Annotated in this window: 11 protein-coding genes; all 11 read left to right on the top strand. The window is 69.6% G+C overall.

The window, feature by feature from the left end; genetic code table 11:
* Positions 1 to 678 precede the first annotated feature (678 nt).
* The 11 genes from AB0I43_RS08545 to AB0I43_RS08495 all read left to right on the top strand — a co-directional run bounded on the left by AB0I43_RS08545 (position 679) and on the right by AB0I43_RS08495 (position 12,976).
* On the top strand, positions 679 to 1,785 hold the full coding sequence (locus AB0I43_RS08545) for a polyprenyl synthetase family protein (RefSeq protein ID WP_356976980.1): 1,107 nt from the start codon (positions 679 to 681) through the stop codon (positions 1,783 to 1,785).
* Complete coding sequence (locus tag AB0I43_RS08540) at positions 1,782 to 3,092, top strand: hypothetical protein (protein ID WP_356976982.1); 1,311 nt, start codon at positions 1,782 to 1,784, stop codon at positions 3,090 to 3,092. Before AB0I43_RS08545 ends, AB0I43_RS08540 begins: the two co-directional genes overlap by 4 nt.
* Positions 3,089 to 4,093 carry a fatty acid desaturase gene (locus tag AB0I43_RS08535; protein WP_356976984.1) on the top strand — a complete coding sequence of 335 codons (1,005 nt, stop codon included), beginning with the start codon at positions 3,089 to 3,091 and terminating at the stop codon, positions 4,091 to 4,093. The genes AB0I43_RS08540 and AB0I43_RS08535 overlap by 4 nt, the downstream gene beginning before the upstream one ends.
* Positions 4,084 to 4,902: an isoprenylcysteine carboxylmethyltransferase family protein gene (locus tag AB0I43_RS08530; RefSeq protein ID WP_356976986.1), complete on the top strand. Its 819-nt coding sequence runs from the start codon at positions 4,084 to 4,086 to the stop codon at positions 4,900 to 4,902. The genes AB0I43_RS08535 and AB0I43_RS08530 overlap by 10 nt, the downstream gene beginning before the upstream one ends.
* Positions 4,903 to 4,975: 73 nt before the next feature.
* Positions 4,976 to 6,025: a mevalonate kinase gene (gene mvk, locus AB0I43_RS08525; RefSeq protein ID WP_356976988.1), complete on the top strand. Its 1,050-nt coding sequence runs from the start codon at positions 4,976 to 4,978 to the stop codon at positions 6,023 to 6,025.
* Positions 6,022 to 7,068 (top strand): diphosphomevalonate decarboxylase, encoded by a 1,047-nt coding sequence (gene mvaD, locus AB0I43_RS08520; protein WP_356976990.1) that lies wholly within the window; start codon positions 6,022 to 6,024, stop codon positions 7,066 to 7,068. Before mvk ends, mvaD begins: the two co-directional genes overlap by 4 nt.
* Positions 7,065 to 8,162, top strand: coding sequence for a phosphomevalonate kinase (locus AB0I43_RS08515; RefSeq protein ID WP_356976992.1), 1,098 nt, complete (start codon positions 7,065 to 7,067; stop codon positions 8,160 to 8,162). The genes mvaD and AB0I43_RS08515 overlap by 4 nt, the downstream gene beginning before the upstream one ends.
* Positions 8,159 to 9,253 carry a type 2 isopentenyl-diphosphate Delta-isomerase gene (gene fni / locus AB0I43_RS08510; RefSeq protein ID WP_356976994.1) on the top strand — a complete coding sequence of 365 codons (1,095 nt, stop codon included), beginning with the start codon at positions 8,159 to 8,161 and terminating at the stop codon, positions 9,251 to 9,253. The genes AB0I43_RS08515 and fni overlap by 4 nt, the downstream gene beginning before the upstream one ends.
* 5 nt (positions 9,254 to 9,258) lie before the next feature.
* Positions 9,259 to 10,308 carry a hydroxymethylglutaryl-CoA reductase gene (locus AB0I43_RS08505; RefSeq protein WP_356977035.1) on the top strand — a complete coding sequence of 350 codons (1,050 nt, stop codon included), beginning with the start codon at positions 9,259 to 9,261 and terminating at the stop codon, positions 10,306 to 10,308.
* Positions 10,305 to 11,477, top strand: a complete 1,173-nt coding sequence (locus tag AB0I43_RS08500) for a hydroxymethylglutaryl-CoA synthase (RefSeq protein ID WP_356976996.1) — start codon at positions 10,305 to 10,307, stop codon at positions 11,475 to 11,477. Before AB0I43_RS08505 ends, AB0I43_RS08500 begins: the two co-directional genes overlap by 4 nt.
* Before the next feature lie 8 nt (positions 11,478 to 11,485).
* Positions 11,486 to 12,976 carry an NAD(P)/FAD-dependent oxidoreductase gene (locus AB0I43_RS08495; protein ID WP_356976998.1) on the top strand — a complete coding sequence of 497 codons (1,491 nt, stop codon included), beginning with the start codon at positions 11,486 to 11,488 and terminating at the stop codon, positions 12,974 to 12,976.
* Positions 12,977 to 13,041: the final 65 nt, after the last annotated feature.

The following is a 13,041-nucleotide window of genomic DNA, read 5'->3' as shown; positions in this document are numbered from 1 at the left end:
CTGCGAAAAACCCATGTACATCAGCGATTTCACCCTGCCTCGACACCCCGAACCGCCGCCGCACACTGACAGGATAGCGGCTGCGCGCTCTCCGCATCATGTTGGCTAACAACTACTCTCGAGTCACTTGTCCAACTCGCCGTCGAACAATTAGGAGTTGCAAAAGCTCGATTCCTAGGTAGCCTTACCCATCAGTAGCAAATGGGGGTTACCCACAGGGAGGCAACGGCTTTGGTCTAGCTGGCGCTGCATGAACACTCGGTCCTCCGTCGTGCCGATGTCGGTTCATCCGCGCCGATGGCGCTCTCGTTCCGAGGCGCCGAGGATTCCCGCGAGCCCTCGCAGGGGCTTTGGAATCGCACCCACCGTTCCGTTGATCCACCGGCGATCGGCCAGTGAGATGTCACAGTTGACACTCGCTGATGGCGACGATATTCGTTGGTGGAGTGAGCTTTTCGACCGCACACACTGTCCGTGCCGTCGCCGCGCAGCCGCGCGCCCACCGACCGGAACCCCGGCCGCGGTCGAAGTGTCGCCCCCTCGACCGATCCGGACCATCCTCGTGTCGCCGACATCGACGTCGGCCTGTCGCACAGCCGTTCTCATTGCCGCGCAAGGCTTCTTGCCCGCGGCCTGTCCGACCTGTCCACCGTGACCACGCCAAAGGAGTTCACTGCTATGGACAACACCGCGCTACCGTCCGCACGCCACCCGAATATCGGTCTCGCCGTGCGCCCGGAGAGCTCCTACGACGAGGCGAACGGCGCGCAGCTACGCTCCGGCACCGCCGCTTCGGTCACCGATAGCAATTCTCAGGCAACTCTCGCGCCGGTCGAGCGGATTCCCGTGGTGAACGAGCGATTGCGCGAAATCCTCTACACCGGTGGGGATTTCGACGACATCTACCGCCACATCCTGGCAGCCCCCGGGAAACGGGTCCGGGCACGCCTGGTGCTGGCCTGCGCGGGTCTGTTGCCCGCCGCCCTGGCCGCCCCGCCGCGCGACGCCATCGATCTGGCCTGTGCCATGGAGATGTTCCACGAGTCGTCGCTGGTGCACGACGACATCTGCGACGGCTCGCTGCTGCGCCGCGACGCCCCGTCGGTGCCGGCCGCCTTCGGCGTCCGCACCGCGGCGCGCGCCGGATTCCACATGGCGGGCATAGCTTTACAGACCATCGCCCGCGTTCTCTCGGACAACCCGGAGGTCTTCGCGAGCCTCGGTTCCGCGCCCGGGGTGACCTACGCCGACCGGCTCTCGGACCTGTCCTACGGCCAGCTCATCGAGACCTTGCCGCCCTCGGTCGACGCGACCGCGCTGCGCCGCCACTACGAGCTCGTGGCCGGCGCCAAGACGGGCACGCTGTTCCGGTTGTCCTGCTCCTACGGCGGCACCGCGGGCGGCGTCGACATCGAGCGGCTGCACGCCCTGATGGAATACGCCGATCAGCTCGCGATGGCCTTCCAGATCATGGACGACGTGCGCGACATCGAGGGCGGTCCCGCACTGGGCAAGGACGCGGGCGGCGACCTGGAGCGCCGGGTGCCGACCTGGCCGGTGATCGAGTGGCTGGCGATGCGACCGGGTGCGCACGAAATGTGGCTCTCTCCAGCGACTTCCAGCGCGTCCCTGCAAGAAGACCTGGTGTCCAGCGGCGCCACCAAGGCGGCGCGGGCGGTCGCCGTGCGCGCCACCGAGACGGCCGCCGCCGCACTGGACGTGTTCCCCGCCTCCCTCGCGCGCGACGACCTGCGCGCGCTACTACAGCAGGTGATCTCCCGATGAGCGGAACCAGACTCGGCGCCCTGGCCTACGGCCTGCGGAACCTGCGCCGCGCACCCGATATCGCGGCGCTGCGCGCCGCGCCGACGCCGGACCGGCTGGCCCGCCTGGCCCTGGTCCCGGCGGGCCGGAACCTGGGCATCGCGGTGGGCTTCCTCTCCCCCGCCCTGCGGGCCGAGGCCACCGCCGCGCTCCTGGCTTCCCGGGTGCTCGACGCCTACGAGGACCTGATCGATCGCGCGGTCGCGAGCGCGGCCGTGCGCACCGCCGCCGAGTACCTGATCGGCGCCACCGACTCCGCGCCGCCGCCACTGCCCGCCATCACCGTTCGCGACAGCGAAGCGGTCGATCTGGTGCTGGCCGAACGCATCGACGACGTCCGCGCGCTGCTCGCAGCGCTGCCCGCCCCCGCCCGGGAGCGCGTCGGCCAGATGCTGACCGATATGGCCGCGGTCATGGCCCGCAATATCGACAGCCCGCTGACCCGCGTCGCCTACAGCGAGGGCGTGCTCGGCCGGGTCACGCACTACGCGTGCACGCTGGTCGCCCCGGACGCCTTCAGCGAGGCGGACCTGCGCGAACTGACCGGCTGCGTCGGCGTCATCGCCCAGTCCGCCAACGATCTCCGCGACGGCGAGCTGGCGCTCTACGGCGTCGCCGACAACGACGAGCTGACCCGGATGGTGATGCTGCGCCTGCTGGTTCCCGCGCTGGGCGGCGTCGCCCTGCTGGCCCGGATGGGCCCGCACACCGCCAGCCGCGGCGCGCGGGCGGCCATGGCGTACATGACCATCACGACGGCCGCCTTCCTCTGCCGCGCGGTCAAGGCCCCCGCGCCCTATCGCCGGCCGGTGGCCGCGGCGGCGCTGGCCTCCTGGTCCGGCCCCTATTGGTCGAAAATGCTGGAGCGGCTTCGGCTTTCGGTGGACGAGGCGATCCACCGCGTGCTCGACCCGGAGCCGGGAGCCGCGGCCTCGGTCGCCATCACCGGCGTGCTCGGCGCCAATGACCGCGCGGCGGCGTCGCTGGTGCCGCTGATCGTGGACACCACCTTCGACCTGGTGCGCACCCTGCCGGAGGAGCCGCTCACCGGCACCCTGCCCGACCCCGACGTGCGCGCCATGATGATCGCCGATCACCTGGCCTTCGGCGCGCTGGAGCGTCTGCCCTCGCACCAGCCCGACGCCATGCGGGCGCTCGCCGCGCGACTTCAGGTCGCGGCCCTGGATACCTCTGCCGACGGAAATCCGTCCGCCGGCGCCGTCACGACACTCGACCCTGACACGACTACCCGAGGAGCTCTGTCATGAGCACCACAACTCCCTCCAGCACCGGAAAATCCCTACCCGCCGACCCGTTCAGCAAGCGGGCGCTCAAGCTCGAGCACCCCGCCAATGTCGGCCCGCTGATGCACATCGCCCTGTGGATCGGCATGCTGGCTATCGGCCTGTTCGTTCCCGCCGCCACCAACTGGTACCTGGCGGTGCCGCTGATCATCGTGCTCTCGCTGCTGAACCTCTCGCTCACCATCGGCGTGATGCACATGCACACCCACCGCCCGCTGTTCGTGTCGCAGTGGCCGAACCGCGTGGCCGACATCCTGTGCTGCCTGCCGGGCAACCTGACCGCGGCCGAGATGCGCGAGGTGCACGTCCTCAACCACCACCGCTTCAACGACGGCCCCGGTGACGTCACCACCACCGTCGGCTACGAGAAGGGCCTCGCCGCGGTCTGGTACTGGGTGCGCTACGGCACGATCGTCAAGTACCACACGATCAAGACCGTGTTCGCCGCCGATCCCACACCGCGCCGGCGCAAGACCCGGCACCAGTTCATCTTCGACCTGGCCGCCTACGTCGCGATCATCGGAACCACCTGGTACCTGGTCGATTTCGACCGCTTCGTGCTCTTCTACTGGGTCCCGTTCCTGATCACCCAGGTCAACGCCGGCTACTTCGCCTGGCTGAGCCACGCCCCCGCACGGGAATTCGAGGACGACCCGAGCACCTCGCTGAACAACGCGGGCAACATCCTCAACTTCCTGATCTTCAACCAGGGCTACCACAGCGTGCACCACCGCTACCCCGGCATCCACTGGAGCCAGATCCCGGACAAGCTCGAGTACATGCGCAAGGTCGATCCCGGCGTCATCGTGCCCTACTGGATGGTGGCCCAATCCGGTTGGCGCCTGGTGGTTCCCGGCGGCTTCCTGAACGAGCGCTACGGGAACAAGTGGAAGGCCCGGCTGGAGCAGCGGATCGAGGCGGGCACCGTCCGCAACCGGTTCATGCCGTGGTTCGCATGGATCTGATCACCCCGGACCAGGCACGGGACGTGCTGACGAGCCGCTCGCGGCTCGTCCCGTTCCTGTTCGCCTTCGTCGTCTACGGCTGGGCCGGCCTGACCGTGCCGATCATGCTGTTGTTCGCCGGAGGCTGGTGGCTGCCGAAGACGATCGACAGAGGACCGCACCTGCCGGCCGTCCCCGCGATCCTCATCGACGTGCTGCTGCTGGGGCTGTTCGGTCTCCAGCATTCGGGCATGGCCCGGCCCGCGTTCAAGGCGTTCCTCACCCGCTGGGTGCCCGAGGCCCTCGAACGCACCGTCTACATCGCCATGGTCTGCTCGGTCATGTGGCTGATCATGCTGGCGTGGCAGCCGGTGCCGCAGGAGATCTGGTCCGCCGAGGGCGTCCTCGGGACCGCGCTCGACGCCGGGTTCTGGCTGGGCTTCGTCCTGGTCTACGTGGCCACCCTGGTGCTCAACCATTTCCACCTGCTCGGTATCAGTCAGGCCTACCGCCAGTACGTGATCCGGGTGCCGGACGCCACCGTCGACCGGTTGCAGGTGCAGGGGGCCTACCGGCTGGTGCGCCATCCGCTGATGACCGGCCTGCTGATCTCGTTCTGGTTCGCCAGCACGTTCACGGTCGGGCATCTGGTCTGGGCGCTCGGCCTGACCGGCTACATCCTGCTCGGCACCTACCTGGAGGAGCGTGACCTCATCGCTCGCTTCGGTGCGGCCTACCGCGCCTACGCCGCCGAGGTTCCGCCGTTCTTCCCGGCGGTGCTCAGTCCTGCCGCCCGAGCCCGCGTCCGCGGGCTGCGCCGCAGCCAGTAAGGCGACCGCCCGCGCGTTCCGGTGCCGGAACGCGCGGGCGGCCACCGCTGCCCGAGTTTGGAGAGGAATCGAGGTGAACAGTCATCGTGTGCGCGAGCGTGGTGAATCCGCGGTCGCCGAGACGGGCGCGGTTCGCGGCGCCGGACGGGCGCACAGCAAGGCGATCCTGCTGGGCGAGCACACCGTCGTGCACGGCACGCCTGCCATCGCGTTCCCCTTGCCCGCGCTGTCGGTGCGCGCGCTCGCCCGGACCGGAGCGCCCGCCGAGCCGCCGCCGGCCGCGGGCCCGGAGTTCCGCTTCAGTGCCGGAAACACCACTACCGCCGAGGCCCCGTCGGGTCCGCAGGTCGCCGTCGAAACGGCGTTGCGGCAGTGGGGACTCGGCGGCGAGGTGGTCGAAGTCGTTCTCGAGTGCGATATTCCGCGCGCCAGCGGCCTGGGCTCCAGCGCCGCGTGCGGGGGCGCCGCGGTCCGCGCGGTCGCCGATCTCTACGGGCGGAGCCTGGACCCCGGCACGCTCTACGACCTGGTGCAGTGCGGGGAACAGGTCGCGCACGGCCGGGCCAGCGGCGTTGACGCGAGCGCGGTCCTGGCCACCGGCCCGATCTGGTTCCACGAGGGCAGAGCCCGGCCGCTGAGCGTCGGCGCGGACGCCGCCCTGGTGCTCGCCGACACCGGAATGCCCGGGGCCACCCAGCATGCCGTGGCCGCGGTGCGCCGCCGGCTCGACCGTGATCCGCACGCCGCCGGGCGCATTCTCGACCGCGCGCGGGAGCTGACCGGCACCGCGGCGGCCGACCTGGCCGCCGGCCGCATCGAACCGCTGGGCCGCGCGCTGCTCGACTTCCAGGACCTGCTTACCGAACTCGGCGTCAGCACGCCGGAGATCGACACGCTCGTCGCCGCGGCCCGCGCGGCGGGGGCCTTCGGCGCGAAGCTCACCGGCGCCGGCCTGGGCGGTTGCGTCCTGGCGCTCACCGAGAAGGGCGGCGACGCTGCGACTGTGAGCGCGGCGCTGCAGCGGGCGGGCGCGGTGCGGACCTGGATCGTGCCCGTGCACAGCGTGCCGCCGGAAGCCATCCCCTATTCCCACCCGACACCGGAACGCGGTACACGTCAATGACATTCACACACGCAGCAGATCTGGACGTCGACCGCTTCGCCGATATCGGCGGCGAGGCGGTCGCGGTCGCCCATCCGAACATCGCCCTGGTGAAGTACTGGGGCAAACGTGACGAGTCGATGTTCCTCCCCGTCACGGGGAGTCTGTCGATGACGCTGGACATCTATCCGACCACGACCACCGTGCGCCTGATCGACGAACCCGCCGACGTGGTGGTGCTCAACGGCGCCGCCGCCGTGGGCGAGGCGCGCGCTCGCGTCGAGCGCTTCCTGGACCTGGTGCGCGCGCGAGCGGGCCGCACGGAGAAGGCGCTGGTCGTCTCCGCCAACACCGGGCCGACCGGTGCGGGGCTGGCCTCCTCGGCCAGCGGTTTCGCCGCACTGGCCACCGCGGCCGCCGCCGCGTACGCACTCGAGGACGACGCCCGCGCGCTCTCGCGCCTGGCCCGCCGCGGCTCCGGCTCGGCGTCCCGGTCCATCTTCGGCGGTTTCGTGGTGTGGCACGAGGGGCGGGGTCTGGGCGAGGAGGGCGACCTGAGTTCTTACGCCCAGCCGATCGGCGGCGAAGAGCTGGACCCGGCGCTGGTCGTGGCCGTGGTCGACCATCAGGAGAAGGCGGTGTCGAGCCGGGAGGCGATGCGCCGCACCTGCGCGACCTCGCCGTTCTACCAGCCGTGGGCCGCGGCCTCGCGCGTCGATCTCGACGAGATGCGCGCCGCCATCGCCCGCCGCGACCTCGCGGCCGTCGGCGAGATCGCCGAGCGCAATGCCCTGGGCATGCACGCCAGCATGCTGCTGGCCCGGCCGTCGGTCCGGTATCTGTCGCCGCAGTCGGTGGCCGTCCTGGACGCGGTGCTGGCGTTGCGCGCCGACGGCGTCCTCGCCTACGCCACCATCGACGCGGGCCCGAATGTCACCGTGCTGTGCGCCCGCGCCGAAGCCGAGCGGGTGGCCGCCGCATTGCGCGCCGTCGGGACCTTCGTCGACACCCGGACCGCGCATCTGGGCCCCGGCGCCTCCCTGGTCCCCGGCGGCGAGCGATGATCACCTGCCGCGCCCCGGGCAAGCTGTTCATCGCGGGCGAATACGCCGTCGTCGAGCCGGGCCGCCGAGCCGTGCTCACGGCGGTGGACCGGTACGCGACGGCCACGGTGCGCGCGACGACCGGCTCGGAGACGACACTGCGGTCGGATCTGGACGGCGGCGTGACACTGACCTGTCATCGCCGCGGTGACCGAATCGTTCCCGCTACCAATGACTTCGGCGTGCCCGCCGCTTTCTCCTACGTCTTCGCCGCGGTCGAGATCATCGATCGGCTGCTCGGCGAGCGCGGTCTCGCAGCACGCCCCTATCGGCTGGAGCTCGGCACCGACCTCGGCGACGCCGACGGCCGCAAGTTCGGGCTCGGCGCCAGCGCGGCGGTGACGGCGGCGACCGTCGCGGCCGTGGGCCAGTTCCACGCGCTGGACCTGGACGAGATGGCTCGCTACCGCTTGGCGATGCTGGCCACCATCGCGGTCAACCGCCGCGCCTCCGGCGGCGACGTGGCAGCCGCCACCTGGGGCGGCTGGATCGCCTACAGTTCCCCCGATCGCGACCGGGCGGCGGCCACCGCCGCCGAGCACGGGATCGACGCCGCCCTGCGCACGCCGTGGCCGGGACTGTCGGTGCGCGCCCTGCCCGAGCCGGCCGGGCTGGCGCTCCGGGTCGGCTGGACCGGGACGCCCGCGTCGACACCGCACCTCGTCGCGGGACTGAGCAAGAACCGCGCCCCCGCCGACCGCGCCCGCTTCCACACCGGCAGCGACGCGTGTGTCGAACGCCTGACCACGGCCTTCGACAGCGGCGACACAGCGGCGATCAGCGACGAAATCCACTGCGCTCGTGAGCTACTCATCGAACTCGACGAAGCCGAAGGGCTGGGCATCATGACACCCCGGCTGCGCGCGCTGTGCGCGGCCGCCGCCGCGGTGGGCGCCGCGGCGAAGCCCTCGGGCGCGGGCGGCGGCGACTGCGGCATCGCCTTCGTCGAGCACACCGACACCGCCGCGCTCGCCGAGCTGGGCGACCGGTGGCTCGCCGCCGGCATCCGGCCGCTGCCGCTGCGCACGCCCGTCCACGAGGGGAGTTGCCGATGATCGCCGATCGCAAAGACGACCACGTCCGCCACGCCGTCAGTCACCGCCGCGATCCCGGCGGCCCGAGCGACTTCGACGCGGTCACCTTCGTCCACCACGCGCTCGCGGGCATCGACAGCGAGGACGTGTCGCTGGCCGTCGAGTTCGCCGGAAAAAGCTGGGATACACCGCTTTTCGTCAATGCTATGACCGGAGGCAGCGCGCGCACCGGGGAAATCAACCGGCAGCTGGCGATCGCGGCCCGGGAGACCGGGATCCCGATCGCCTCCGGCTCGATGAGCGCCTACTTCCGCGATCCCTCGGTGGGCGACACCTTTCGCGTACTGCGACAGGAGAATCCGCACGGCTTCGTGATGGCCAACGTGAACGCCACCGCGACACCGGAGCAGGCTCGGCGGGCGATCGACCTGCTCGAGGCCGACGCCCTGCAGATCCACCTCAACGCGGTGCAGGAGGTGGTGATGCCCGAGGGCGATCGCTCCTTCGGCTCCTGGCCCGGCCAGATCGAGCGCATCGTCGCCGCCACACCGGTGCCGGTGGTCGTCAAGGAGGTCGGGTTCGGCCTGAGCCGCCAGACCGTCGTCTGGTTGCGCGACGCCGGGGTCGCGGTCGCCGATGTCGGCGGTCGCGGCGGCACCAACTTCGCCCGCATCGAGAACGACCGGCGCGACACCGGGGATTTCGACTTCCTGGAGAGCTGGGGCCAATCCACGCCGAACTGCCTGCTGGACTGCGCCGGGATCGACGGCATCGACATCGCCGCCACCGGCGGCATCCGGTCCCCGCTCGACATCGCCCGCGCCCTGGCCCTGGGTGCCGGCGCCACCGGTGTCGCGGGCGCTTTCCTCGAGATCATCGTCGACCGCGACGCGGCGGCGCTGGTCGAGACGATCGACACCTGGCTCGCACAGCTGCGGCAGCTGCTGACCGTGCTCGGCGCCCGCACGACCGCGGATCTGACCGGGTGCGACCTGTTGATCTCCGGTGCGGTGGCGACCTTTTGCGGCCTGCGCGGGATCGACGCGAGTTCCTATGCCCACCGGAGTTCCTGGTGGAGCGAATCGCATACCTCGAGAAGGAGCCACCCGTGAATGACATGCCATATGCGGCCGTACCGCTGCAATGGGTGGGCCCATTGCGGATAACCGGCAACACCGTGGACGACACCGTGGACGTCCCGCTGGCGACCTACGAAACCCCGCTGTGGCCCTCGGTCGGGCGCGGCGCGCGGATCTCCACGCTGGCCGAGAAGGGCGTGGTCGCCACGCTCGTCGACGAGCGCATGACCCGCTCGATCCTGCTCGAGGCCGACGACGCCTACACCGCCCACACCAGCGTCACCCGGCTCACGAGCGAGTTCGCCCGCTTACAGGAGGTCGTCGCGAACACCAGCCGGTACGCCCGGCTGATCGACATGCACCACCAGATCGCCGGAAACCTGCTGTTCCTGCGCTTCGAATTCAGCACCGGTGACGCCTCCGGCCACAATATGGCGACCCTGGCCGGTGACCATCTGATGGATCACATCCTGGAATCCCTGCCGGGTCTGCGCTACGGCTCGATCTCCGGGAACTACTGCACGGACAAGAAGGCCACCGCCGTCAACGGCATTCTCGGGCGCGGCAAGAACGTCGTCACCGAGTTGCTCATCCCCCGCGCCGTGGTCGAGGCCAAACTGCACACCACCGCGCGCGCCGTGGTCGAACTGAACATCCGCAAGAATCTGATCGGCACCCTGCTGGCCGGCGGAATCCGTTCCGCCAACGCGCATTACGCCAACATGCTGCTCGCGTTCTACCTGGCCACCGGGCAGGACGCCGCGAACATCGTCGAAGGGTCGCAGGGCATCACCCATGCCGAGGACCGCGACGGCGACCTCTACTTCTCCTGCACCCTGCCCAACCTCATTGTCGGCACCGTCGGCAATGGCAAGCATGCGAGCTTCGTCGACGAGAACCTGGCGCGCCTGGGTTGTCGCGAGGACCGGGAGCCCGGCGCCAACGCCCGCCGGCTCGCGGTGATCGCCGCCGCCACCGTGCTGTGCGGCGAACTCTCCCTGATGGCGGCCCAGACCAATCGCGGTGAATTGATGCGTGCGCACACCCAATTCGAGCGGCCCACCTCGAGCAACGGAATCAAACGATGACCACATTGCCGGTCGGTATCCACGACCTCTCCTTCGCCACCACCCACTACGCCCTCGATCACGCCGTCCTCGCCGAGCGGCTCGGCGTCGACCGCGACAAGTTCTATATCGGTATCGGCCAGGAGAAGATGAGCGTCGCCGCGGCCGACGAGGACATCGTCACCATCGCCGCGGCCGCCGCCGCACCGATCCTGGAGCGGCACGGCGCCGACCGGATCCGGACCGTGCTGCTGGCCACCGAGAGCGGCGTCGATCAGTCCAAAGCCGCAGGGCTGTATCTGCATTCGCTGATCGGCCTGCCCACCAACGCCCGCGTCGTCGAGCTCAAACAGGCCTGCTACGGCGGCACGGCCGGTCTGCAGTTCGCGGCCGGGCTGATCGCCCGCGATCCGGCGCAGCAGGTCCTGGTCATCTCGACCGATATCGCCAAGTACGAACTCGACGCGCCCGGTGAGCCGACCCAGGGCGCCGCGGCCGTCGCCATGCTCGTCAGCGCGAATCCGGACATCCTGCAACTGGATCCGTGGTCGGGTCTCTACAGCGCCGACATCATGGATTTCTGGCGGCCCAACTACCGGACCGCCGCCGTGGTCGACGGCAAGGCCTCGGTCAACGCCTACCAGAAGGCCGCCGAGGAAGCCTGGACCGATTACCGCCGCCTCGGCGGCCGGGAACTCACCGAGTTCGCCGCGTTCTGCTACCACCAGCCCTTCACCAAGATGGCCTACAAGGCACACCGCCACCTGCTCGAAAGCCAGGGCCACACCGCCGATGCCGCCGCCATCGACGCGGCCATCGCGCAGACGACCATCTACAACCGCACGGTCGGCAACAGCTACACCGCCTCGCTCTACCTCGGCCTGGCGTCCCTGCTCGACCACGCCGGCGACCTGACCGACCGGCCGCTCGCCTTCATCAGCTACGGCTCCGGCAGCGTCGCCGAATTCTTCAGCGGCACCGTGCGATCCGGCTACCGCGCGCACCTGCGGACCGAGGCCAATCAGCAGGCCATCAGCAGCCGCGCGCCCCTGGACTACGACCGCTACCGCGAACTGCACGAAGCGGAGTCACCGAGCGACGGCATGTACCACGCCGTCCTGGAGGAGACCGGCCGGCCGTTCCGGCTGTCCGCGATCTCCGGGCACAAGCGCATTTACGAATCCCGGTGAGGGGCACCATGACACATACCCATGTTCTGATCGTCGGCAGCGGGTTGGCGGGGCTCGGCACGGCCATCCGGCTGAGCCAGGAGGGCCACACCGATTTCCTGGTCCTCGAGCGCGGCCACGATGTGGGCGGCACCTGGCGGGACAACACCTATCCGGGCGCGGCCTGTGACGTGCCCTCGCACCTGTACTCGTACTCGTTCGCGCTGAATCCCGAATGGTCGCGGTCATTTTCGCCGCAGGCCGAGATCCACCAGTACATCCGCTCGATCGCCGACCGCTATCAGGTGCGCGACAAGCACGTCTTCGGCTGCGAGATGACCGCGGCGCACTGGAACACCGAGGAATCACACTGGGTGGTGCAGACCAACCAGGGCGTGTACACCGCCGACATCTTCGTCTCCGCGGTCGGTGTGCTGTGCGAACCGAGCCTGCCCGACATCAAGGGGATCAACACCTTCGAGGGCAAGATCTTCCACTCCGCGCGCTGGGATCACGACTCGGATCTGACCGGCCGGCGCGTCGCCGTCATCGGCACCGGCGCCTCGGCCACCCAGATCGTCCCGGCGATCGCGCCGCAGGTCGCGCACCTGGACGTGTATCAGCGCAGCGCGCAATGGGTGCTGCCGTATCTGGGGCGCCGCTACCTGGCGCTGGAGCGGCTGGCCTTCAAATACGTTCCGGGACTGCAACGTTTGATCCGCGGCGCCATCTACGCCAACCGCGAGGGATTCGTGGTGCTGCAGACCAAGTTCCCGCGGGCGGCGGTGCTGCTGGAACTGGTCGCCCGCGCGAAGATGCGCTGGGAGGTGCGCGATCCGGAGCTGCGGCGCAAGCTGACCCCCGACTTCCGGCTGGGCTGCAAGCGCATGCTGATCTCCAACACCTACTATCCGGCGCTCATGCGCGAGGACGTCGAGGTCGTCAGCGACGGGATCCGCGAGATCCGGGCGAACTCGATCGTCGCCGAAGACGGCACCGAGCGCGAGGTGGACGCCATCGTGCTGTGCACCGGTTTCCGGGTGACCGATTCGCCGACCTGGGACACCTTCCACGGCCGGGACGGCCGGTCGCTGGCGGAAATGTACGAGTCCGAGGGCATTTCGGCGTACAAGGGCACGGTCGTCGCCAATTTCCCGAATGTGTTCGTCATGCTCGGCCCCAATTCCGGGCTGAACTACACCTCGCTCATCTACGTCATCGAATCGCAGATCAACTACGTCCTGGACGCGATCGCGACGATGAAGAAGCAGGGCCTGCGCACCGTCGAGGTGCGCAAGGACGTCCAAGCCGAGTACCACGAGCAGTTGCAGCGGACCACCGCGAACAGCGTGTGGCTCACCGGCGGCTGCAACAGCTGGTTCCTGGACAGGAACGGCAAGAACTCCACCCTGTGGCCGGACTTCAGCTTCAAATTCCGGCGCTTGCTGCGGAATTTCGACGTGGCGGCCTACGACACCACGCCGCGGTCGGACGAGGCCCCGGCCCGCCTGAGCGCCTAGCGGCGGCCCGGTGACGGCCCGGAACCCGAGGGTTCCGGGCCTGTCACGGTCCTGTTCGTGCTGCA

This window comes from Nocardia sp. NPDC050435 (genome assembly GCF_040655395.1).
Taxonomy (GTDB): Bacteria; Actinomycetota; Actinomycetes; order Mycobacteriales; family Mycobacteriaceae; genus Nocardia.
The sequence above is the reverse complement of the archived record's forward strand: the minus strand, read 5'-3'. Positions and strand labels throughout refer to the sequence as shown.

Bases quoted from the DNA above. Each gene is read 5' to 3' on its own strand.
- AB0I43_RS08545 (WP_356976980.1), top strand. From the start codon at position 679: ATGGACAACACCGCGCTACCGTCCGCACGCCACCCGAATATCGGTCTC.
- AB0I43_RS08540 (WP_356976982.1), top strand. From the start codon at position 1,782: ATGAGCGGAACCAGACTCGGCGCCCTGGCCTACGGCCTGCGGAACCTG.
- AB0I43_RS08535 (WP_356976984.1), top strand. From the start codon at position 3,089: ATGAGCACCACAACTCCCTCCAGCACCGGAAAATCCCTACCCGCCGAC.
- AB0I43_RS08530 (WP_356976986.1), top strand. From the start codon at position 4,084: ATGGATCTGATCACCCCGGACCAGGCACGGGACGTGCTGACGAGCCGC.
- mvaD (WP_356976990.1), top strand. From the start codon at position 6,022: ATGACATTCACACACGCAGCAGATCTGGACGTCGACCGCTTCGCCGAT.
- AB0I43_RS08515 (WP_356976992.1), top strand. From the start codon at position 7,065: ATGATCACCTGCCGCGCCCCGGGCAAGCTGTTCATCGCGGGCGAATAC.
- fni (WP_356976994.1), top strand. From the start codon at position 8,159: ATGATCGCCGATCGCAAAGACGACCACGTCCGCCACGCCGTCAGTCAC.
- AB0I43_RS08505 (WP_356977035.1), top strand. From the start codon at position 9,259: ATGCCATATGCGGCCGTACCGCTGCAATGGGTGGGCCCATTGCGGATA.
- AB0I43_RS08500 (WP_356976996.1), top strand. From the start codon at position 10,305: ATGACCACATTGCCGGTCGGTATCCACGACCTCTCCTTCGCCACCACC.
- AB0I43_RS08495 (WP_356976998.1), top strand. From the start codon at position 11,486: ATGACACATACCCATGTTCTGATCGTCGGCAGCGGGTTGGCGGGGCTC.